The 22,496-nt window shown below is 69.6% G+C and carries 14 protein-coding genes; 4 read left to right on the forward strand and 10 right to left on the reverse strand.

Annotation, left to right across the window (positions count from 1 at the left end; translation table 11 throughout):
• Positions 1-125 precede the first annotated feature (125 nt).
• Positions 126-308, reverse strand: coding sequence for a hypothetical protein (locus Q7L73_RS10645; RefSeq protein ID WP_304690430.1), 183 nt, complete (start codon positions 306-308; stop codon positions 126-128).
• A gap of 382 nt (positions 309-690) precedes the next feature.
• Positions 691-951, reverse strand: coding sequence for a hypothetical protein (locus Q7L73_RS10650; protein ID WP_304690432.1), 261 nt, complete (start codon positions 949-951; stop codon positions 691-693).
• A gap of 927 nt (positions 952-1,878) precedes the next feature.
• On the opposite strand from Q7L73_RS10650, the gene Q7L73_RS10655 reads away from it, so the two are divergent.
• The 3 genes from Q7L73_RS10655 to Q7L73_RS10665 all read left to right on the forward strand — a co-directional run bounded on the left by Q7L73_RS10655 (position 1,879) and on the right by Q7L73_RS10665 (position 6,932).
• Positions 1,879-2,343, forward strand: coding sequence for a hypothetical protein (locus Q7L73_RS10655; RefSeq protein ID WP_304690433.1), 465 nt, complete (start codon positions 1,879-1,881; stop codon positions 2,341-2,343).
• A gap of 969 nt (positions 2,344-3,312) precedes the next feature.
• Positions 3,313-5,529 (forward strand): hypothetical protein, encoded by a 2,217-nt coding sequence (locus tag Q7L73_RS10660; protein ID WP_304690434.1) that lies wholly within the window; start codon positions 3,313-3,315, stop codon positions 5,527-5,529.
• A gap of 41 nt (positions 5,530-5,570) precedes the next feature.
• A complete protein-coding gene (locus Q7L73_RS10665; RefSeq protein WP_304690435.1) occupies positions 5,571-6,932 on the forward strand; it encodes a S8/S53 family peptidase in 1,362 nt (453 codons plus the stop codon).
• A 698-nt stretch (positions 6,933-7,630) separates the two neighbouring features.
• Here Q7L73_RS10665 and Q7L73_RS10670 read toward each other — a convergent pair.
• The 8 genes from Q7L73_RS10670 to Q7L73_RS10705 all read right to left on the reverse strand — a co-directional run bounded on the left by Q7L73_RS10670 (position 7,631) and on the right by Q7L73_RS10705 (position 21,610).
• Positions 7,631-11,878 (reverse strand): replication-relaxation family protein, encoded by a 4,248-nt coding sequence (locus Q7L73_RS10670; protein WP_304690436.1) that lies wholly within the window; start codon positions 11,876-11,878, stop codon positions 7,631-7,633.
• A 40-nt stretch (positions 11,879-11,918) separates the two neighbouring features.
• Positions 11,919-12,392, reverse strand: a complete 474-nt coding sequence (locus tag Q7L73_RS10675) for a hypothetical protein (RefSeq protein ID WP_304690437.1) — start codon at positions 12,390-12,392, stop codon at positions 11,919-11,921.
• A 56-nt stretch (positions 12,393-12,448) separates the two neighbouring features.
• Entirely contained in the window at positions 12,449-14,515 is a 2,067-nt protein-coding gene (locus Q7L73_RS10680; RefSeq protein WP_304690438.1) for a lytic murein transglycosylase, read from the reverse strand.
• Positions 14,516-14,585: 70 nt separating this feature from the next.
• Positions 14,586-17,189 (reverse strand): hypothetical protein, encoded by a 2,604-nt coding sequence (locus Q7L73_RS10685; protein WP_304690439.1) that lies wholly within the window; start codon positions 17,187-17,189, stop codon positions 14,586-14,588.
• 4 nt (positions 17,190-17,193) lie between these two features.
• Positions 17,194-19,680 carry an ATP-binding protein gene (locus Q7L73_RS10690; protein WP_304690440.1) on the reverse strand — a complete coding sequence of 829 codons (2,487 nt, stop codon included), beginning with the start codon at positions 19,678-19,680 and terminating at the stop codon, positions 17,194-17,196.
• Entirely contained in the window at positions 19,680-20,228 is a 549-nt protein-coding gene (locus Q7L73_RS10695) for a hypothetical protein (RefSeq protein ID WP_304690441.1), read from the reverse strand. The genes Q7L73_RS10690 and Q7L73_RS10695 overlap by 1 nt, the downstream gene beginning before the upstream one ends.
• Positions 20,229-20,351: 123 nt before the next feature.
• Positions 20,352-20,780, reverse strand: a complete 429-nt coding sequence (locus tag Q7L73_RS10700) for a hypothetical protein (RefSeq protein ID WP_304690442.1) — start codon at positions 20,778-20,780, stop codon at positions 20,352-20,354.
• A gap of 14 nt (positions 20,781-20,794) precedes the next feature.
• Entirely contained in the window at positions 20,795-21,610 is an 816-nt protein-coding gene (locus Q7L73_RS10705) for a conjugal transfer protein (protein ID WP_304690443.1), read from the reverse strand.
• A gap of 103 nt (positions 21,611-21,713) precedes the next feature.
• On the opposite strand from Q7L73_RS10705, the gene Q7L73_RS10710 reads away from it, so the two are divergent.
• Positions 21,714-21,926: a hypothetical protein gene (locus Q7L73_RS10710; protein ID WP_304690444.1), complete on the forward strand. Its 213-nt coding sequence runs from the start codon at positions 21,714-21,716 to the stop codon at positions 21,924-21,926.
• Positions 21,927-22,496 lie beyond the last annotated feature (570 nt).

The following is a 22,496-nucleotide window of genomic DNA, read 5'->3' on the forward strand; positions in this document are numbered from 1 at the left end:
CACGATGCGTCCGCCGGCGGCGGACGACCGAGGTCGGCGCGGGCGGTGCAGTTCGTGATGGACGCGGCTCGGCAGCGGTGCCGGTCCGCGGGATGTGTCAGGCGCGGACGCCGTCCGCTGTCGGGCTAGAGGAGCGCGAGGCCGCGCTCGTCGAGCACCATCGAGCGCGGCTCGACGTGCCGGGCCTGTTCCTCACCTCGACGCAGCTGCGCGTCCAGGTCGGCCGTGACGATCTTGAGCGCCTCGTGGTAGCCGAGCGGAGCAACTCCGTCGGCGCCGCTTCTGCCTGTCGTGGGAGCCGCCGGCATCAGATCGGGAGGTAGCGCAGCGGCTTGACCTGATCTGCGGCGCCAGTCTGGCTCGCCGCGGAGCTGGCGAACCAGGTGCTGCCGGGATCGACGCGGCGCAGCAGCCGCTCCATCCGATCGCCTGAGCTAGGCGTCGCGGCGGACGTGCCAGCCATCGGGGTGTTGTCGGCGTCCTGTCCGGCTGCGACACTGTTCTGAAGAAGCATGCAGTTCCTTCCATGGTGGATCGGCTGTGTGTCGCCAGGGCGCGGTTCCAGCGCGCTCCGGCGGGTTAACGACGACGAGCCCCCGCGATGCCAGTCAGGCGCCGGGGGGGCTCGTTGTTTCTCGGCCGTTGGACGGCGGTGTGGCGGCGGTCCTCGGGCCCGTCCAAGCAAGCGGCTCATCGCCACTCGCGATCGAGTTCGCTGCCTCGGCTTAGCCGGCGAGCCAGCAGCCCGCTGATGCCGCCGAGAAGGAGCGCCGCGGCCGCGAGACGAAGCGCGATCAACGCGAGCGGCAACGCGGGGGCGTAGAGCTGCGTCGTGACCGCAACCAGAACGACGGCGGCGAGCGCTCCACGCACAGCCACGAAACGGGAGCCGGCGGCGACGATCGCCAAGAGCGTGGCAAGCCGCGCAGGCCGCACGGATTTCTCGCACACGAGAGGGTCCTTTCTGTAGTCGCCGGGACGAAAGCGCGCGGGGGCGGCACGTCGATGGCGAGGCAGGGCTGTTGGCACGTGCTGGACAACGCGAGATCCGACGTCAGGGAGACGACGGCACGACGCGTAGCGCAGGCACGTAAGGATGCGTTCAGACGGCGGGCGCCAGAACTATGAGGCGCGACCGGAGGTAAGGCAGCTGAACGACGTGTACGGCGGGTGCTGCAAACGGCAGAGCGAAGAGAAAGAAGAGAAGAGGCGACCAGCGTAGCGCGCCTGCGACCGCCGTCAACAGACCCCCGCTCCAGCCCCGCCGATCGGCCACCCCCTCACGCCGATCTGCTGCATCTCCCTACCCCGCTCACCGCCCGCTTTCCCCGCTACCACTGCGATCTCGTCTCCTGGACGCCGTCACAGAGTGGGGTACGCAGAATGGAGGAGAATGCAGAAATCGGGGACCGGATCGTGATCCGGCAAGCAGGCGGATGCAGAGAACCGGGGGTGGATGCACACAGATTCTCGGCGGGAGCCGGGCCGGGGCAGGCCGCAGACGGGTACAACACGGACAGCGCGCCGCAGGCGTCCGCAGTCGCCGCTAGTTGTCCCGCTGCTCGCTCGCCAGAGCCGCCTTCGCGCGTAGCGGATCGGGTACCCCGCCCACAGCGGCGGCGCGGTCGACCCGCCAGAACCGCGCACCAGCAGACGCCCCTCGACGACGCCCCCTCGACAGGGTCGTCGATCTCACACCTCGGCGACGAGAGAACGTCAGCTCCGAACCTTCCGGGAGACTTCGCCGCAGTCGGCAAGTCGCTCGGTTTCCTGCTCGACGCCGAACCGGCTGCCGCCGCAGGACGAAGGCCATCGCATGCGCGTGGAAGTCAGCAACGAGCTGACGCCCGCCGCCCGCGCGGAGCGTACACTCGCCGGATGGAGACCTCCGCACCGCGCCCAGGAGCCGTCTCGCGGCCGTCCATGGAGACGCTCCGCAATCACCTTGCGTTGATCGCGGTAGCTCGCGGCATCACGATCGCCTACGACACCGCGCCCATCCCGCCAGAAAGACTGTGTCGCGCCCACCCGGCTAGACGAGTCCTGATCACCCCGCGCGTGCGCAGGCGCCGCGAGTATTTCATCGCCCTGCACGGTCTCGCGATGCTGATCGTCGAGGACACGCGCCTCAAGATCGTCGACGAACCGACCTGCTGGTTGTGGGCGATCGAGAACGCGAAGACACCGCTGACACCATCGATCGCGACGATGATCGACAACTCCGTCTTCGGTGCTGTCCTTGACGCGGGATACAGCAGCTTCGCCGCCGCCGCGGCCGCGCTCGGAGACCGAGGCGACGCGTTGATTCAGCTGGACGGCTACCTCCGCGGACCGTTCGACTGACGGGCGCCCAAGCCGTCGCGCGAGGGAGGGAGCGCAGGCCACCGACAGGTCGGAACGACGGGCGTTCCCCACAACGGATCAGCCTGTCGGGCAGCGGGCAAGCACGTCGTAACAGCGAGCCCGGCGTGCCTGCGCGCGCAGCCGCCGAGCGCGCCGCCCCGTGACCGAGCCGCCGCCGCAGGCTCGGGCAGCGGCGTGCGTAGACGCACGACTCGCGGTCGGCCTCAGGGGATCCGACCGCGTCGAGCCGGCTGCCACGGACCTACGCCTTGCCCAGCGGGGGCGCACGGGCGACCGAGCGCGATCCATGCCGACCGTCCCTGTCCCGCCAACCGGGCTCGCGTCGGTCGCTCCAGCGCCCGTGGTCACGGTGCCGGCTACCGCAGGCCACCTCCGGGCCAGCACGCAGGCGACTCCGCCGGTGTGCCAGGAACCAACCGCGAACATCCCGCCCCGGCCCCCTCACGTTGTATAGGAAGTCACAGCCTCAGATGAGGCTTTCGACCGGGCGCTTCGTCCAGCCGATTCGCCCATCTCACGGCGAATTCGAGGTGCGATACCGTGCATCCGCGTCCTCGAAATCGTGCATCCCGGGTCATCCTGGATTCGGGGGGGCGAATGCAGAAATCGGGGACCCAGATGCAGGCGTCCAAAGATTTATCTTCGACTCGTCGATGGCCTTCGCGTCGAACGTCCGCTGAGCGATCGGTCAACGGTCTTCCATCGGAGCCGAATACCTGGTGAGATAGCGCCTACGCGCCCGCAGGTCGTCACGAGACGGGAGGAGGTGCCGTGCCGATCGCGCATTCGTCTGGGTTCCTCTCCGCTCGCTCGTACGGTGCAGCCGCACCGTCCAACGAGAGACCTGGAGACGCCATGCGAACCGCCTCACAACACCGCCAAGCCCGTACAAGCGGGCCGGCTCAACCGCGCAGACGATGCAGGACCGTCTTCGCAACTGCCGCAGGAGTGCTCGCCCTCGGCATCGTCGCGCCGGCGGCAACGCCCGGCGGCCTCAGACTCGACGTCATCGCCCCGGTCGCGCACGCGGCGACCTACCAGGTGAGAGCCTGCCAAGCGGCGTCCGAGTACGGATTCGCGAACAGATCGTGGGTCGCGACCAATACCGCGCCGACTTTCTTCGAGGCTTCCACCACCTGCCCAACGAGTGGCGGACAGAACGGCGGAATCCACGTCGGCGAGCAGCTGGGCATCGTCGGATTCACCCCGCTCGGCACGGGCGCCAGCGTCCGCTTCACAGCACCAGCCGGCACTACCATCATCGGCCTCTCCTACGCCCGCTACCTCGGCCAGTGGAGCGACAACTCCAAGGTCCCGGCGCTGCTCGACGACACCGGCAACATCGTCGCCGGCGAGACCTGCACCTTCGACGCCTGGGCCAGCGAATGCGCGCTCGGATCAAGCAGCCCCTCCGCCGCGCACCGAACGATCACCGGCCTCACCACCCAGACACTCACCGCGGGGATCAGCTGCCAGGCGGCCCCACCTGCGACCGGATGCGGCGGCTCGACGAGATACGGCATGAACTCGTGGTTCTCGATCTACGCCTCGACCGTCACGATCAGCCAGTCGACCGCCCCGAACATCGCTGCCAGTTCCATCCCGAGCGCGTGGACGAGAACGCTCCCTGGTCCGAACGTCAGCAGCGGCGACCCGTCGGGCGTTCGACACCTCCGGCTCTACGTCGACGGCTCGCGCGTCGTCGACGAGGAGCTGCCCTGCGACTTCTCGCGCCCCGCGCCGTGCGACAACATCACCGCCCGCCCGGTGCCAGATCCGACCATCTCCGACGGCACTCATTCGGTTGTCGCAGCAACGACGAACGCGGCAGGACTCGAAGCCAGAGCATCCGCCCAGACCGTGCGGATCGATCGCACGGCACCAACACCGCCGACGGAACTCCGCACCGACACGGGGACCGACTGGCAGACGAACGGATCGACGACAGCACGCTGGACACTCCCAGTGGAAGCCGACGCAGCTCCGATCACCACCGCGACGGTCAGGGTCTGCGAACAAGCCACCGGCATTTGCGACAGCCCGAGAGCGGCCGCCACGCTCAACTCAACCTCGATCGACCTCCCTCACGAGGGCACGTTCACCGTCTCGGTCTGGCTCGGTGACGCCGCCGGCAACACCGACGAAACGAGAGCGGCGACGACCGTCATCCGCTACACCACAACCCCGCCCGCGCCACCGATGGGGCTCACAAGCGACGTCGGCAGCGACTGGCAAAACAGATCCAGCGCGACCATCCTCTGGACGCCGCCAGAGACGAGCGGTGCTCCGGTCAACGACGCCTACCTGCAGCGGTGCGGCATCAGCGGATGCTCGGCACCAACCCTGGTCGGGAGCACGACTACCGCGACGGTCGCGTTCCCGAACGACGGCATCTTCACCGTTCGCGTCTGGCTCAAGAACGCAGCCGGACTCGCCTCACCGGCAGCTGCCTCCGAGACCACGCTCCGCCTCGATACGACGCCGCCGGCCGCACCAACAGGCCTCACGCTCGACCTGTCAGGCGCTCCTTCTCAGCCACTCGTCCACGCCGTCTGGAGTGGCCCACCGGCTGACGGCGGCAGCCCCTTGTCGACCAGCCGCTGGACGCTCTGCAAGAGCACGGCTTGCGTCAGCGGAACGACGGCCGACAACAGCGTCATCGCGGCAGTCCCCGGTGCCGGGGAGTGGACGTTCTCCGTCCGCGTCTCCGACGCCGCCGGCAACATCGGCCCCGCCACCAGCGCCACCTTTGCATCGACTCCAACGCAGGCGCCGCCGGACAGACCCGGCGACGGTCCAGACGATGATCCGGACGGCAGCGGCGAGCGACCGTCGTCGAGAAGACCAGCTACGAAGGCCTCTGCCGACTTGCGGATCACGCGGCTTCGCGCCGTCAAAGGCGTCCTGGAACTTCGACTCAACGCGACATCGCGACTCACTGCCCGAGCCACGATCACGGTTCGCGCGACCAGCCCAAGATCACTGCCGCCGATCCGCCGCCGAGCCCAGTTGCGAGCCGGCCGAGCCACCCTGCGGATCACACTGCGAAGAGGCACCCGCCGCGGCAGCGTCACGATCACGACGCCGTCGACCGCGACGGTTCAGTCCGGCAAGACGACCTCCGCCTTCAAAGCCATCAGCACGAGCGCGACGAGGACTCGATGACCGTCCCTTGCACACCCCGCTTGCGCCGGACCATGCTTCTCGTGAGCGCCCTCGTCCTGCTGCTGACGTGTTGGCCAGCAGCAACGTCGGGGGCGGCTGAGCACGCCCCCGCCACGCCTGGACGCGAGGGTGCAACCGCTCGGTTCCTCGCCTACAGCCCGCCTCCGCCGACACCGGCCGCCGTCTGCTTTGTCGACACAGGAATCGACACAAACCCGGACACCGCAGGCGCGCTTCTGCACAGTGAGGCGGTGGTCCCCGGTCAGGCGCCGACGGGCGATACCGACCCCGCCCGCAAACATGGCACAAAGGTCCTCGGTGTCGCAGCGGCGCCCCGCAACGACTGGGGCACGGTCGGCATCTGGCCACAGCTGAAAGCGGTCTCGATCAACGGAACGCGTGTAGCCGCACCGACATTCCCATTCGACGCGTACCGCCTGGCAATTCGGCGTTGCATGACGCTGCGCACCACGTTCCCCATCGTCGCCGTCAACCTCTCGCTCGGCAGTCCTGACGTCCCCACGCCCGCTCAACTCGCGCAGTTGCTCGACGCGATCGACGCGGCGCGGGTTAACGGGATCCACGTCGTCGCGAGCGCAGGCAATACGGGTGCTGGGGTCGAGACTCCGGCGTCGCTGGACGGAGTGTTCGCTGTCGGCGCGTCAGAGCCCGCGACCGGCGCCTTGTGCTCGTTCTCCGCGCGTGGCGAGGGTCTCGACGTCCTGTTCCCGGGATGCGGAGTCGCGATCGCCTCGCCTTCCGGAGAGCCGCTGTTGGCCGACGGAACGACCTACGGATCCGCGGGCCTCGTAGCCGTTCTGGCAGCGCTGCGCGCGTACGCACCTACGCTCTCCGTTGATGCTGCCGAGCAGCTCGTCCGCGAGTCGGCGGCATCGCACGGCGGCGTAGTCGATGCGCGCGCAGCATTCATCGCCGCCGGCCTGTCGTCCGTCGTGCTCGAGGGCGAGCGACGAGCAGCGGAGGTCGAGGCCGCGACACCGCCCGATCAGATACCGCCCACGCAGGACCCGCCAGCGGCCCAACCTCCCAGCACGACCGTCCCTGGCTCGACCCCGCCTCGTCCCCCCGTCCCGTCCGGATCGAGCGAAGGTCGCTGGCAGCGTCCGCGAGCAGTCGTAGCGCGCCGTGGTCAGCGGCTCACGATCAGGCTCTTGAACCGCCCGCGCGGCGCCCACACGACCGTGGTGGTCGAATCGCGCAGCAACGAGTTCGGATGGCGCCAGCGCTCGCGCCGAACAACCGGCGCGGCCCTCGTCCGCCTCACGCTTCCACGCACCGTCCGCGTGCGACGAGCGCGCGTCCGGCTCTGGTATGCAGCCGACCTTTCCGCTGCGGCATCGAGACCACTCGTCATCCCATCCTCACGGTTCCGTCCGCAGTAACCGACAGCTGTCCCCCTTGCCCGCCGTGCGAACTGCTAGGAATCTTCGCCATGGAATGTGGGAGAGCAGCCGTCGAGGGCCTGGACCCTCCTCAGGTCTCGCAGAGGGGACCCGCAGCGACGAAAGCCGCCGAGGCGACGCCTGAAGTGGCGCGGCGCGAGGTCCTGTGTGAGAACTGCAACAACATGGTGACGACGGAGCCGGTTGAGCCGGGCGAAGACCCTTCCGTCGAGCGCTGGGTCGAAGCAGACGAATGCGAGCACTGCACGTCCGACGACGGGTAGCGCCGACGGCCGGAAGCGTCGGTCGCCTGCCGAGATCAGTCGGATAGAGCCGCTGCATCGCTAAGCCTCGATGGATGGCGAACCTCCTAGGTCTAGCGTCGGCGATACGCCGCCAGAGGACGCGCCAGCCAGCCCACCTATGGCAATGCGCCCTATAATGCGGCGCATGGCGCGTCGGTGCGAACCTCAAGCCAGGCAGGGACCTAAGACGAGAGGTCGATGCCGAGGCGGGTTCGGGCCCTGCGCCCGCGGCCAGAGCAGCAGCGAGCCGTGCGCGCGATCGTCAGCGAGATCGGTTGGAGGGACGTTCATCGACGCAGATGGGCCACCGAACTGGTGCGCGCGAACTTTGCGCAGCAGCCCGGCTGTCGCCGCTGGCGGAGGTCGGATGCGCGCTCCGGATCCCGGTGTTCGTCACGCCGCGTGCGCCTCCAACAGCCGTCTCAGGTTCGTCGAACGCGGTCTGCAGACGCGCGCTGCCGCGATGCCGGCACGGGTGCCGTCGGAGAGCTGCTCGCGCACGTCGATCGGGAGCGCGGGAACGCGGAGCCCGTCGAGACTACCGGCGTGGATATCGGCCTCTGCGACGAACAGCATCCGGTCGCGCGCCGGGTACCGCCATGTCGATGCGGCCGTTCCGGGCACCGCCAGTCGTGCGATGAGCGCCTCGTCCGCGGCGGCGACGAACTGCAGGACCTGCTCCTGGTTGACAGCGACGAAGACGACGAATGGCAGGCCCATGTGGGTGCGGTAGCGGTCGAGTTCGGTCCACCAGCCGGTGAGGAAATGGTCGAAGCGCTCGAACTTGCCGCGCTGCTTTGACGGGCGCTCGGTGAGGTCGACTTCGACGAGCAGCTCTTGGCGACGGTTGCCGCTTCCTGGCAGTTGGAGTTCGGCGGCTGCGTCTGGGGTGATGGAGCGGAAGCTATCGGCGGCGACGAGTCTGCCGTTGCCGTCGGTGCTCTTGAAGGAGTGCAGGAACGCGCCGTCGTCGGAGAGGACGTGGATGTCGTCGGGTCCGAGAGGGATCCAGCCGTTGCGCGCGCGACGTCGTGGTGCGGGCAGGTGCGCGCTTTGGGGTCCGCGGACGTTGGTGACGCGGCCGTCGAAGGCGTCGATGAGCGCGAGCATCCAGCCGCTGACGTGGAGGTCGTGGCGTGGGGAGCGGCCGGCGGGGTCTCTGAGGTCGGGCGCGACCGCCTGGCTTCTCGGGTTGAGGTAGGTGCCGCGTGGCCCGAAGGTGGTCTTGGCGGCGGCGAGGCCGGCGTCCGTGACGACGTAGCAGGCCGGTGATCCGCCGCCGTTGTCGTAGGTGAATTGGAAGCGGGAGACGAGCCCGGCGTCGAACAGCTTTCGCAAGTATCGGTTGAGCGTGTCTCTCGTGACCTTTGGGTACCAGCGGCGGGCGATCTGCGTCGAGAACGCGACGCGCATCTCCGCCAGCCACGCCAAGATCTCAAGGTCGGTCGGGTCCAGATCGCGGCCGGCAGCGGTCGCCGCGTTGAGCACCGAGGCGCCGGCGGCGGTCAGCACGTAGCCGTCCACTCTTCTCTCGTCGGCTTCGACGGTGATGCGGTTGAGCCATCCTGCGTCGACCATCGGGGTGAGCGCTCTGACGGCGTCTGCGGTGCTGCGTTTCGCGAACCAGCCGCTTCGCACCTGCGAGATCGTCATCGATCTGTCGTCGGTCGCGGCCAAGCCGGCGAGGATCGCTTGCTCTATGGCTCTCGGCAGCGTTGATGGTCTGCCGTGTCTGATGCTCACCATCATGTCGAGCGCCGCGAGCTCGAGCATCGATTCGGGCGTCGATCTCGGCGCGGCCACGGCGGTCGAGGGTTCGGTCTCGTCGTCGGATGGATCAGTTCTCGTATCGACGGCCGGGGTACCCGGTCCGCGCTTCGGTGCCGAACGGCTGGTGGTCGAGGCCGGGTCGGCTGGCGCCGGCGGCTGGACGCCGGGGAACATCAGCTGCCCGGCGATGCCGTTAACGACGGCTTCCACGGGTGGCGACGCGGCTTCCGCCGCAGGTTCGATGGCGGGGCCCTCTCTGCCTCCGAGCCGGAGCCAGTCGTCGAGCGTTCCGTGTCGGGTCTGTCGATCCCACTGCCGTTGCAGGTGGGCACGGTTGACGGACGGTTCGATCTCGTGCCGATTGGTGCGGACGAAGTAGGGCTGGAGGCGACCTCTGGTGGTCACCGAGGAGACGGCTTGCTCGTAGCGCGGGAGGTTGAGCAGGTAGTCCGGGGTGACGCGGAGTCTGGAGTGGGCGTCGGTGACGCGGATCGAGTCGGTGTAGTCGGCCATCATGATGTCGATCGCCTCGCGCGCGTCAGCGGCTGATGGCGTCGCGCACCAGATGTGGTGCGCGAAGAGGCCGTTGAACTGTGCGAGCACATCGCGGTCGGTCCACTGCGCGTTGTTCTGCCAGGCGGCGCGCGTGCGCAGCTTCGCCGAGCGCTTCAGGGCCATCGTTCTCGGGGTCTGTCTGTTGAACACCAGCCATGCCTCGTCGACGGTGTAGTTGACGGGCTTGCGGGCGTCTTCGAGGAGGTCGTCTTGCTGGCGGGAGAGCGCGGCGTCGAGCATGCCGTGCAGCAGTTGCATGACGACGGCGGTGTTGCCTGCGCCCATTCGGCCGAGTGCGCCTCTGACGATCAGCACGTCGGCGTTGCGGATCAGGTGGTCGAAGTCGAGGACCTCGCCGGTCTCTCTGAGCACACGTTTGATGCTCTCGGAGTTGAGGAAGCGGGCGAGCTTGTTGGCGGGGGCGTCGAGCTTGGCGGTGGTCGTCTGGGTGGAGTCCTTGAGCTGCGCGCGGAGTTCGCTGCGGAAGAACTCGACGATCTCCTGGATCTCCGGCAGGTGCGCGAGCTCCTCGCCGAGCTGGCGGCGATAGCGGGTGCCTTGGTCGCTGACCGACAGCACCTTGGCGACGTGCCACAGCGTGGCTTTCTCGCCCTCGAAGTGCTTGACGGCGATGATCGCGTTGCGCAAATAGCGGTCGGAGCTGGCCTTGATGTCGCCCTCGTCGAAGAGGTTGCGCATCGCCTCCAGGATGTAGTCGGCGACGGTGTCGGCCGCGACTCCGGGCACCCACATCGGGTTGAAGCCGACCATTGGCATCGCGAGGTCGATGTAGGTGACTCTGCGATCGGCCGGGACCTTGGTGAGCGCGGTTTCGGCGGCGTCGCCCTTGGGGTCGAAGAGGATGACGCTCTCGCCGCCGCGCGCGAGGTCCTCTTCGATGCCGGAGACGATCGTCGAGGTCTTGCCCTGCTCGACGGCGCCGATGATCTTGACGTTCTGGCTCAGCGTCTCGACGTGGAAGGAGATCGGACCGTGCTCGTCGTGGAAGAGGCCTCGTCCGGTCTTGGGCCGGTACGCCCCGGGGGGCGCTGGCATGTTCGGCGTGTTGGAGCGGTGCAGTGGGACCTTGGAGAAGGCCAAGGAGGGGTAGTGCCAGAGGCTGGCGATCTCGCTTGAGGAGAAGACGCCTTTCTCCCATGAGGGAAGCGGGTTGCCCTCGCCGCGCGCGACGCGCTGGCGGTAGAGGTCCAGTCGGCCGTGGCGGAGGCTGGTTCCTCGCTCGATCAGCCGGTTCTCGGCAGCGCTGGCGCGCAGAGCGGCCGCGATGTTCTCGCAGGCCGGTCGCGCGCTGCTGACGATGCGGATGTCGGCGAAGAACAGCCCGTGATGCTGGATGTCGAGGCCGCCTTCGAACTGCCGCTCCTGTGCGCGCGACGGTCTGTGAGTTCTCGGATCGGCGAACGCTCCACCTTCGGCGGCCTCGTCCTCGGCCCGTCTTGCCTTCCGGCCGGCGTACCAGTCGAACCATGCCGGTGTCGGCGTCAGCGCCAGCTGCACCAGCGCGGGCTCGCCGACGTCGCCCAGGGCGGTGAGCACGCGGTCCATCGTCGGGATCTCGTCGTGGTCGCGCTGGGCCGCGACCTTGATGCGCCGGATGAAGTCGTGGCGTTTCTTCAGGCGCAGGACGTAGCCGCCGCCAGTGACCGTCCCTGTCTCGCGGCTGACCCGCGTGTGTGGGTAGCAGCTGGTGATCGCCGAGCGGACGGCAGGGATCTGCGCCTCGAGGCAGGACACGGTCAGAGCCGCCTCCCGCACATTCGATGCGCCGTTCTTGCGGTACATGATCTCCAGCGCAACACTTGGTTGGCCGGTGAGAAGCCGTTGCCACCAGCGCACGAGAACCTGCCGATGGATGTCCTCCATCAGCGTCTTCTCGCTGGCGGGCGAGGCCTCGTCGCTGCGGAAGGGCGTGATCCGCAGGCGCACGTATCTCCGAGCCCGCCGAGCGCGCCAGCGGGAGACGACCATCACAGCGAAAGCGATGGCGGCCGCTACGGCCGCGGGAGCAAACAGCGGAACGTTGCCCCACGCCCAGCTGAAGGCGCGCAAAGCGACGGCGATCGGCCACGTCACGAGGGCGACGAGGGCCGCGAGCAGTCCTCCGATCGGGCCGCCAAGGTGAAGTGGCCCGAGGGTGAGTTCGTCGGGGATTCGCGGCAGATGGGGTCCGCGCGGCTGCGCACTTCTTCTGGTCAGCGATTCGACGAGGCCGCCGCCCAGGACCCAGGGGATGACGGTCAGGAAGATGGCGGCGCCGAGCACGAGGGCGAGGCGCGCGGAGAGCGAGCGCAGCATTGGTTCTTGGCCTCCCTGAGACGGTCGAGGACGTGGCGTGTCAGCCGGCGGGGTCGTCTGGGTCGGCGAGCGTGTCGACCGCCCACCCAGATCTGGATTTGGTGATCAGGAACGAGAGATGCGCGACGTAGCCCTCAGCGTGCGCGACCCCGCGCACGCCGACGACCTCGGCGGTAATGCGCCGCGCCCGGATCTGCACCTGGAGGTCGCGAGCGGTCGTGCCCGCGGGCGCGCGCAGGCCCGCGAGCGCGATGTCGGTCTTGAGGCGTTCGGTGGCGTGGCGAACGCGGCGTGGAGATCGCGCGCCGAGGAGCGTCTCGAGGTAGTCCCGCGCGAACTGATGCGCCGATTCGATCGACGCGCGTGGCGCCGGGTGGGTTCGTGCGGGTGGAGGCGGCGGACCGGTGCGGAGATCGTAGAGGCGCGGAGCGGCGCCGGTGCTCGGAGCGCCCGGCACGTTGGAGTGCGCGCCGAGCAGGACCGCGATCGCTGCGATGACGAGGGCGAGCGCCACAGCTGCCCGCGCGGCTGTTGCGCGCGGTCGCTGCGGGCGGTGTCGTGCGGTCACCGTCACAGGCCCTCTGGATGGCGGGCGGTGAAGCCGGCGTGGCTGCGGAGTGTGCGCCATCGCGGCCCGGACTCCGCTCTGCGTGGTCCGCTGTCGGTGACGCGGCTGGTGTCGAGGCGGATGCCGGCGATCTCGACGAAGGCGTGGCCGGAATGGGCAAGGACCGTCACCCACTTTCCGACGCCGTCGGCGCCGTAGCTCATGAGGCCAGTCGAGTCCATCGCGAACTCCTCGGGGAACGCCTTGCCGCCGAAGAGCACGTAGCTGACGGCCGAGCTGCAGTCATAGCCGCCGGGGTCAAGTCTCGAGAGCGGTGTCCCGTGCGCGCCGCCATACCGGTACCGGCTTCTGAGCAGCTCGTTGCCGGCGGCGATCATCGCCTTCACGCTCGCCGGCGCGTCCTCGGGAGCGGCGGCGGTGCCGTCCGGGAGGATCCGCGCCCGCTGCCCCGGGACCGTCGATGCGGACGCGGTGTCGAGGCACGGGTCGCTCCCTTCGCCCTCTGACGGGTCACCGACGGCGGCGTCGGGATCCGTTTGGCCCGCGATCGCCTCGGCGGTGGAGAGGTTCTCGGTGCCGGGGTTGAGGACGATGTGGTTGCGTTCGTCGTGGACCTGGCCGTCGGTCGGTGAGTGCCAGGCGCCGGGTATCGGGCGGTGCAGACCGAAGCGGTTGAGCGTGGCTTCGGGCACGTCCTGGATGCCGTCGATGTCGGCGGCCTCCCCGGTGAGGTGCTGGGAGGTTGGCGAGCCGCCGACCGCCTGATTGTGAGCGGGATCGCGGCGGCCGCTGATCCCGGTCAAGCGCAGCCCAAGCTCCAGCCCGAGCGCGTGAGCGCGCCGCGCGATCTCGGGCTCGCGGCCAGATGAGAAGTCCTTGCCCGGAACCGGCGTGAACCCGACCCCGCCGTTCGCGTTCGGTATCCCACCGTCCGCGACGTCGCCGGGAGCTGCTGCGCGGATGGGTGCCGGGCACACGCAGAACGTCGGCGGCTCCTGGTCGCGGTCTGGCTGGGCGTTGTCGGCGCCGATCGCGCCGGCCGGGCGCTGCTTGCCCATGTAGACGACGGTCCAGACACCCTGGTCGGTGGGGAACCGGTCGTCGCCGGCGAGTCTGAAGACGACGCGTGCGGCGACCGCGTTGACATCGACGGTTCGGCGGACGCCGTCTCGACCGCTGGCGGAAGGTCCGTAGTCGGTCTGTTGGAGGATCGCGACGGTGCCGTCGGGGGCCTCGACGCTCCACCAGCCGCCGAGCGTCTGGTCGTTGAAGATCGCGATCCCCGGGACGTCGTTGGTCGCCCCTTCGAGTCTCGGGATGTTGTTGTCGCCGGCGTCGATGACGCCTGCCGCCGGGTCGTTGCCGTAGACGGATGCGAAGCCGGAGTAGGACGCACCGACCTGGATCGCGGCGGGGTTCGCCGGCGGCGGCGCGGTCGCGCGTCTTCCCGTGGTCGTGCTCGTGCCGTCGGCAACCTGGACGCTGCTTGGGGGCCCGCGGTAGCTGGCGGCGGTCTGCAGGACGTCGTTGACGTACCAGTCGGCGTGGTTGTAGGCGAAGACCGCTTTGCGCCAGTCGGCGGGTGCGCCGCTGGCGCGCAGGTAGTTGGCGGCGGCGTGGATGGCGTCGCGCGGCTCGTATGGGTCTCTCTCGCCGTCGCCGTTGGCGTCGACGCCGTAGGAGTCCCAGGTGCCGGGCATGAACTGCATCCAGCCGACCGCGCCGGCGCTGCTGGTGGAGACGTTGGTGCCAAACGACGTCTCGATCTTGTTGATCGAGGCGAGCACCGACCAGCCGTCGGGGCCGAGCCGGTATCTGGTCGCGGCCGCGAGGTAGATCGGCACGAGTCTTTGCGGGACCTCGCGGCGTGCGAGGGCGGACTGGCCGACGCCGCCTCCGGGCATCTCGCCTTGCTGAGCCAGATAGGTCGGGTCGCACAGCGCCGCTGCGGCGGCGGTGTTCTTGGTCTTGGCCAGCGCAAGCGTCAGGAGCGCCAGCAAGGTGATCAAGCCGGCGACCAGCAGGAACGGCGTGAGCTTGATCCAGAGCGCCGTCTTGCCGGCACGCACTCCGGCGCGCAGGAGCGCGCGTCCAGCTCGTGCCTCGGGGGAGGATCGTGTGTGGCGAGGTGCCATTGGTTCAGCGCGGTCGGGCTGGGCGGCGGTCGCGTGCGCGGCGGCGTGAGACGTGCCGGTCGCGCCAGCGCTCCTGCATCTCGCGGTCGATCGCGCCGAACTGGCGTCGGATTCGCTCGCGCTGCATCTGCTCGCGCGCGCGGCCGTCGGCCTGGCCGGCGGCGGACGGGGTACCCGGTCCGCCTCTGGCCGTCTGCTCGGCAGCGGCGAACTTCTGCACAAGGTCCGGTGTCGGTGCTCTGCCGGCGGCCAGCAGCGCGGCGCCGGCTTGGCGCCGTGTGAGTTCCGCGTCGACGGCGCGATGGAGGCGGGTGCGTTGCGCGGGCGCCAGCGCGTCGTACCGTCTCTCGCTCATCGCAGGATCGGCGAGGCGGGCAAGGCGCCGGTAGTCGCGCGCGGTGCCGTTGGCGATCTCGGCGGCGGTGCCGGCACGCGCTGGTGTTTCGGCTTGCTGATCGAGCCAGCGGCTGCGGTCCTCGCGCTCGCGCGCGTGAAGCGGCGACCCGGTCTGCGCCATCCGCTGATCGGCGGCCTGGACGATGTCGTCGCTGGCCGCGCGCAGCGGTCTCGCGAGCCGTCTCGTTGCGAGGCTCTGCTCGGCGCGCGCGTGCCATCTGCTCAGGCGTTCAGCGCCCTCACGGTCGCCGCGCTCCATCGCCTCCGCTTGCCGTTGGGCGAGCCGTTCGCTGAGTCTGCGACGGCGGGTCACCGGGGCGGCGTTCTTGCGGTGCGCGGCGAGCTCGTTGCGCATCGAGCGGTCGGTCTGCTCTGCGCGGTCGACTCTTGCGGCCTCCGAGGTCGCGGCGGCGGTTGCGTGCGCCTGCTCGCCGGCGGCGAGCGTGCGCTCGGCGCGGCGGTTGTGCGCGATGTCGGCGGCGCGGGTGGCGGTCCGCCGTGCGCCGCTGGCAGCGGCGCCTACGGTGCGGACGCCGCTGCGGGCGACGTTGCTCACCGAGCGAACGGCCATGCGGGCGGCGAACAGCTCGCCGAGGGCGGAGGCACTGCGGCGGCCCATCTCCTCATGCCCGATTTGCAGGAACGAGAGCAGCTCTTCGCGGTGCACCCAGCACATCCAGTAGAACGCGCCGATCAGGAACCACTGGGTCCAGAAGCCGAGCTCGCCCATCTCGGAGAGGACGCGCACGACGAGGAACACGATCCCGAGAAAGACCGAGAAGATCAGCTTGGTGATGATCGATCCAAAGAGCCGGATCGCCCAGGTGCGGAAGTGTCTTTGGCCCGCCGGGCCGAGCGGGGCGAGCACGACTGCGACCGGAGTGCACAGCAGGTAGAAGAGGGCGAAGAGCGCCGCGCGCAGCAGGCGGAGCGCGATGTAGCCCAAGAGCATCAGCAAGCCGGCCAAGCCGAACGCGATCAGTGCGAGTCCGGCCAGCCGCGAGAAGGTCTGGCCTTGCTTGCGGAAGTTCGCTTCGTGGCGGGTGGGGCCACTGCAGTCCTTGTCGTCGCCCTTGGGCTGGCAGAGTGTCTTGAACAGCGAGTCGTCGTCGTTGATCGAGTTGCGTGCTTTGCCGTTGGCGGGGAAGACGAGGAACAGGTCAGCGTTGGTCTGTGCGGTGCGCGCCTGCGCGATTTGCCCGGCCATCGACGCCTTCATCTGGGCGACGAAGTCGTCGTCCTTGAGCGAGTTGGCGCATTGCAGGACGTTGCCCGAGCAGAGATCGCTGAACGTTGAGCCGAGGTTGGCTGCCACGGCGCCTTCGATGCTCTCTTGGGAGAAGAGGCGTCTGTCGCGGCGCTCTGGGTCGGTGCCCCAGGAGACGTCGCCGAACTCGAGGTAGGCGTAGGGCTTCTTGACGGCTGTTTCGAACAACCGCTCCATCGCCCGGTTGAAGTCGATCTCCGGGTTACTGACGCGCCCGGTAGAGAACGCGCTGACGGTCGCAAGGCTCGACTTCTGTACGCCGTCGGCCATCAGCCCGACCGACGCGAATGGGCTGGCGATGACCCAGAAGCCGAACGCCAGCATCAAGATGGTCAGTACCAGTTGAGTGAGGCCCTGGCCGGCGCGTCGGCGCAGAACCGCGTGGTAGAGCAGCGGCGCGACCGAGAGCAGCAGCGTCAGCTGCAGCCACGGTCGTGTGAAGAGGCGACGCGCGTCGTTGAGCGCCTCGGCGACGGGTCCCATCGTCGCGCGGTCAAAGAGGTTGAGCTTGAAGCACCAGCCAAGCACGACGGTCACGCCCTGGGTGAGCCAGAGCAGGAGGATCCAGATCGGTTGGATGATGATGTTCTGCAGCACCATCGCTGCATCGGCGGCGCCGAGCCCGACCAGCGAGGTGTTGATGTGAACGTCGAACTGGTAGTTGCCGATCGGCGCCGGCGAGGCCGGCGAGCCCGACGCTCTGCAGTTCGCCGCCTGGCGCGCCGTCAGCGGGCTGCTGCCGCGGCAGAACGGGCTGATGAGGCCGTTGCGTCGCAGCGGGTCGCCGCCGATCCCCCCGACGACGTTCTGGCTGTCGCCGCCGTCGCGGGTCTGCGTCGCCTTGGCCGCCGCTGACGACGGCAGCGCGACAGCCGCGACGCCGACGATCGCGCTGCTCAGGACGGTGAGCAGGACCAGGAGATGGGGACGGTGCTGGCGGCGCATCGGACTACGCGGCGGCGGCGCGGGCCTGTGCTGCGGCTTCTCGTCGCGTTGGGTTGGTGTCGGTGCGCGTCAGCGACGAGGGCCGGATCCAGACCTGGATCGCCTCGCTGCGGCCCCGGTGGTCGCGGTAGAGCGCGCGGCCCTCGTTGCCCTCCTCGCCGAACGCGATCAACAGCTGGATGTCGAGCTGGTCGTCGGGGTCGCGGCCGAGCGCTTTGAGCGCCTGGCGCGCCTCGGTCTCGGTCTTGACGCCGAAGGCGTAGATCTCGCCGATCAGGTTGCCGGCGGAGTCGTCATCGACCATGTGGTCGGTCGTGTTCTGCGCGGAGAAGGCACCGACCCAGCCCTCCGAGCGGCCCATCCGTTTCGAGGTCGCGGCGAGGCGGCGGCCGATGCTGGAGTCCAACAGCCGGTGGGCCTCATCGACGTCGAGCAGGTTCAGGACCGCGGGGTGGGCGGAGAACTGGTGGACGGCGAATGCGGCGAGCTGCTGCAGCAGCGCGTCGCCGATGATCTCGTCGCGCGTGCGGTCATCGCGCGGCGTGTCGGCGCTTGAGCCGGGCAGGTGGCGGATCGGGATGTAGATCACCGGCGCCTCCCCGACCCGCGGCGGCAGCCTGTCGGGGTCGGCGAACCCGGGTCGGGTCAGGCCGTGGGAGGCGAAGACCTCCAGCGCGTCGCCGACTTTGCGCTCCTGCGCGTCGCCGCTCTTGAGCGCGCGCACGACATGCCCGCACGTTGGGTGCTGGTGAGCTCTGATCGCCGCCGCGACCGCCTTGTGGACGGCGGTCTGCCACTCAGCGGGCGCATTGCGCGGCAGCAGCTGCGTCAGCCAGGAGATGGTCAGGTCGCTGCGCAACTCCTCGGGCGCGACCAGCAGCGGGTCGATCAGGCCGGCGAAGCTCGGTCTGGTGACGTCGATCGTCTCGGCGTGATCGCGGACCTCGGCCAGCTCGTGGAAGCGGTGATCGCCCTTGGCGTCGATCGAGATCGTCCGGCCGCCGCGCTCGAACACCTCGGCCTTGATCTCCTGGACCAGCTGCGTCTTGCCGCGGCCCGGCGAACCGGTGAGCAGGATCCCGGTCGGGCTGTTGCTCTGCGAGCCCTCCGCGACGTTGCATCGGACCGGCTGGCGCGTGCCGGTCAGCGTCCAGCCGCGCAGGAATCCGCGCCGGGGGCCGACGGTGTGGGTTGCCGTCGGCAGCATCGCGGCGACCTGCTCGCAGGTCAGTGGCGCGTCGTAGCCGATCGCGCGCGGCGGCTGACCGGGGAACTGCTGCATGAAGACGCTGAGCTGGTCGCCCAGCGGCCGGTGAAGCTTGATCTCCGGCCCCCACTGGCGGCGCGCGTGCGCGACCTTCTGCTCGAGCACTCTGCTGCTGCTGGCGCCGAGTGCGATCGCGAGGCTGCCCATCAGCAGCGGCGGTTGATCGCCGGACTGCAACGAGCGCAGCAGCTCGCGGACGGACTCGCGGCGGTCCAGCGCCTGGTCGCTGGCGCCTTGGTCGCCCTGGTCCTCGGCGCGGACGATCTCGTCCGCGTCCTGGATGCGGCGTCTGACCATCTTGATCGCCAGCCCGTTGGGGATGTAGCGACAGTTGAGCGAGAGGTCGACGGCGAACGGCAGCGCCTCGACCGGCGAGAACATCACCTGCAGCCGCGGCGAGGGGAAGAAGGCAAGCTCGGGCAGCGCGCCGAGGACGAGGCTGGCCTGGTGACTGATGCCCAGCTCGGACTCGATCGTCAACCCCAGCGTGCCGGGCTCCACGACGCTGTCGGTCCAGCGCATCACGTCGGCCTCAAGCGGCTGCAGGATCGCCTCGCCGTTGCTCTCGAAGACGAGCGCCTGCGGCTCGTGGAACCCGTCCACGATCGGCTCGCCCAGACCGCGCGTGAACTGGCGACGGATCCACCACTGGATCTCGGCGCTGCGCGCGGGTCGCACGCGGTCAAGGAAGTCGGACAGGTGCGCCTGGGCGGCGTCGGCCTTGGCGCGCAGCTGTTCCAGTGCGCTGGCGCGCAGCAACCGCCGGTCGCGCATCTGAAAGCCGCGCTTGATCTCGCCGACCCAGGCGCGCGCAGGTCTCTCGAACACCGTCGAGAGCTGCGCGCCAAGGTCCTGGGCGGGCTCGGCGAGACGGACGGCGATGAAGACGACGCTGACCGAGCGGCCGATCGACGCGCCGATCTCCTCGATCGTCTCCTCCACGCGCCGCTCGGTCAGCGCGACGCGATCGGGATGCGCGAGCGCCAGCGCCTCCTCGCCCCACCCCTCCGGATCCCACTCGGTGCCCATGCGGACGATCTGGAAGTCGGCTCTGAGGTCGACGAAGCTCGACCGCAACGCCTGGAAGAGACCGACCTTGCGCTCGAGCGTCAGTCCGTCGAACGTCTGCGTCGCGACGCGAAAGCACGCCCATGCATCGCGGAGGTCTCTCGCGAAGACGACATTGCCGTAGGTGAAACAGACCGGCGGCGCGATCGGAGCCATCAGCGCGCTCCCCGACCAGTCGCGGGTCGGACCTCGAGCGTGCGTCCGAGCCGCAGCGTGACGTGCCGGCCTGTGCCGGTGGGCGTCGTGCTGGCCAGCTCCGTCAGCGTCGCGTCGACGTGTCGATTGCCCAGCGACCCGCCGCGGTGCAGCTGCTGCGCGTGCGGGCGCCCGATCCAGACGCGTCCTGGCCCGGTGAATCGCAGCCGGCGGCAGTCGTGCTCCGCGCCGCTGGCAAGCATCACGACCGGCCCCGGATGCCACGGACGGCGTCCGCGTCCGGGACGACGCAACCCGTGCAACGTCTTCGGGGTCAGCGCGTGGCTGGCCAACGCCCGCGCGGCAACGTGGAAGACGCGGCCGCCGGGTCTGATCAGCGTCAGCACCGCCGCGGTGATCGCCGGAAGCGCGATGAACACCAGCGGCGCCGGCAACAGCCGCAGCAGCGGCGCAGTGATCGGCAGCCAGTTGAGGACCAGCACTACGCCGAGCGCGAGCACGGCGTAGCCGAGTCCACGGATCGGGATGCCGGAGGGGCCCAGCCGCAACGCTCTGCTGCCGCCTTCGCGGTCGAGCGGGATCGCGTAGATCCGTCGCTCGAACGCGAAGTCGGAACGGTGAGAGCGCACGGGGACCCGGAGATCGATCTCGCGAGCCATGTCCGTGCCCGTTCAGCCGATCGCCAGCAGGTCGCCGGTGTTCTTCAAGATGTCGGTCCCGCCGGGCGCGAGGAACACGAGCCCGAGCACCAACATCAACGCGGCAGGGATCGCGATCCCGAACTTGCGGTCAAAGCCCGTCGAGATGCACACCCAGCCGAGGCCGAGGAGCGCGATCGTCGTCAGGACCGTTCTGATCATCGACGAGCCTCTGTCGACGACGTCGACGATCGTTCGATCGCCGCCGCCTCTGGACGCGGCCGCGGCGGCGTTCGTGCCGCTCGCCACCGCCGCCTGTGCCTCCTCGACGCCGACGGCGGCCAAGACCAGCAGAGCGACCGCGGCCGCCAACGCCACCGCGGCGGCCGAGATGACCAACGGGATGAACAGGCGTCGTTGCTGGTCGGTGCTGGGGGTGATGCGGGGCAGGGTGGGAGACATCCGGTCTCGTCCTCCTACTGTCTGGGGTTGGTCTGGATGGCCGTGACGAACGGCCGGCTTGCGGACAGGTCGACGTCCAGCTCGTAGGCGAGCTGGTAGACGCCGCCGTGCTCGTCGCTGGCGACCACAGCCGCGTGGACCGACGTGCGGCTCGGCGACCAGGCGACGCTCGAGACCTCGCGCAGCTCAAGCCGAAGGCTCGGCAGCGCGACCTCTGCGGTGGGTGCGAGGTCGGCACGCAGCGCGTCTGCGTCGCCGGCGAGGTAGTTGTCCAGCGCACGCTCGACCACCTCGACCACCGGCTTCTCGGTGACGGCGTCCATCGCGTCGACGTCACTCAGCTGGGGCGCGGTGGACGCAGGCGCGCCGACGACCGCCGGAGCGCCGACCAACTGCAGGGCACCGCCAGCGACGCGCCGCACGGTGACGGTGAGATACACCGTGCGCGTGAGCGCGGTCTGCGCAGCGACCGTGAAGGTCTCGCCGCCGAGCTCCGACGGACGGGCCTGGACGACGCTTGCGACCGAGACCCGCTGGCTGCCGCGGTTGGGCGGCTGAAACCCCGCGTCGGGGTCTTCGTCAGCCGCAAGGAACGGCGCGAGCGCGCGCTGATGAAGGCTCGGGTCCCGCGCCTCCCACGTCAGGTATGCGGCAGCGAACCGCTCGGCGAAGGCGCGCGTGCCCGCATCGATCCGCTGCGCTCTGGGCGGCGCCGGAACGTCGGGCACCGGCGGCGCGATCGCGTGCCGCACGGTCGACGCGATCCCGACAGCGGCGACGACCGTCAGAACCCAGCGCGCGTGGCCGCTCTCTGCACGGAGCGATCGCACGCTGCGCTTACGGAACTTCACCGCGGCGCTCATCGCTCGATCGAGAACTCGTGGTTGGCGGCCCCAGGCGCGGACGCCGAGCCTGACGACCAGCCGCTTTGCCATGCACCTCGGGCCGCCGGAGCAGTGCCTGACGGCGACGCGGGGGCCGCCGACGCAGTCGCCGGCGTCGCTCGCGCTCGATGCGGTCGCGGCGTCGGGCGACGAGCCGGTCGCGGAGGTCTGCGCGTCCGTCGGCGGGCGCGTCTCGCAGGTGCTGAATCGCGCGCCAGCAGTTGGCGGCGTTCAGCGGCTGGCCGGTCTTGGCGCGGGGTGACGGTGCCCGCGGGCTGGGCGATCTGAGCGCCAGCGTGCGGCACCGTCTGTCCGGCGACGCGAAGCGCTACGAAGGCCCCCAGCGCGGCGCTCGCCAGCGCAACCGCCACCGCGATCGCCAGGGCATGCGACCTGCGCGATGCGGGTGCCGTTGCCGCGGGACCGGCCGCGCTCGTGTTGGCGCCAGCGTCTGTGCTCGCCCCAGTGTCCAGCCGCGAACGCAGACGCCCGACCCCGGAGGCGATGGCAGCGCCAAAGGTGCTAGAGCCGCTATCGCTCTCGCGGGCCGACGCGCCCGGAGCGGTCTGCTCGGCTTCAGCGTCGGCCTCAGGCGCGGTCCCCGCGGTTGGCGGCGTGTCGAGCTCGGGCTCGTCGCCGTGCTCGTCGAAGATGTCTTCCTCCGCCGCGCGCTTGGAGCGAAGCATCAGTCGCCTCCGTTTCGCGGAAGCTCGGCAACCACCCGCGCAGCCTCGGGCTCGTGCCGCGTGAGGCAGGCGATCGTCCGTCCGATATTTGTACGAATCGACATTCAGACCTCGAGTTCGGGACTGGTGAATGTCGGAACGAGGAC

It is taken from the genome of Conexibacter sp. CPCC 205762 (genome assembly GCF_030646155.1).
GTDB lineage: Bacteria > Actinomycetota > Thermoleophilia > Solirubrobacterales > Solirubrobacteraceae > Conexibacter.

What these genes read in the sequence shown, in the direction of transcription:
- Q7L73_RS10645 (WP_304690430.1), bottom strand. Translation starts at nt 308, where the DNA reads ATGCCGGCGGCTCCCACGACAGGCAGAAGCGGCGCCGACGGAGTTGCT.
- Q7L73_RS10655 (WP_304690433.1), top strand. Translation starts at nt 1,879, where the DNA reads ATGGAGACCTCCGCACCGCGCCCAGGAGCCGTCTCGCGGCCGTCCATG.
- Q7L73_RS10670 (WP_304690436.1), bottom strand. Translation starts at nt 11,878, where the DNA reads ATGCTGCGCTCGCTCTCCGCGCGCCTCGCCCTCGTGCTCGGCGCCGCC.
- Q7L73_RS10685 (WP_304690439.1), bottom strand. Translation starts at nt 17,189, where the DNA reads ATGCGCCGCCAGCACCGTCCCCATCTCCTGGTCCTGCTCACCGTCCTG.
- Q7L73_RS10690 (WP_304690440.1), bottom strand. Translation starts at nt 19,680, where the DNA reads ATGGCTCCGATCGCGCCGCCGGTCTGTTTCACCTACGGCAATGTCGTC.
- Q7L73_RS10700 (WP_304690442.1), bottom strand. Translation starts at nt 20,780, where the DNA reads ATGTCTCCCACCCTGCCCCGCATCACCCCCAGCACCGACCAGCAACGA.
- Q7L73_RS10710 (WP_304690444.1), top strand. Translation starts at nt 21,714, where the DNA reads ATGCACCTCGGGCCGCCGGAGCAGTGCCTGACGGCGACGCGGGGGCCG.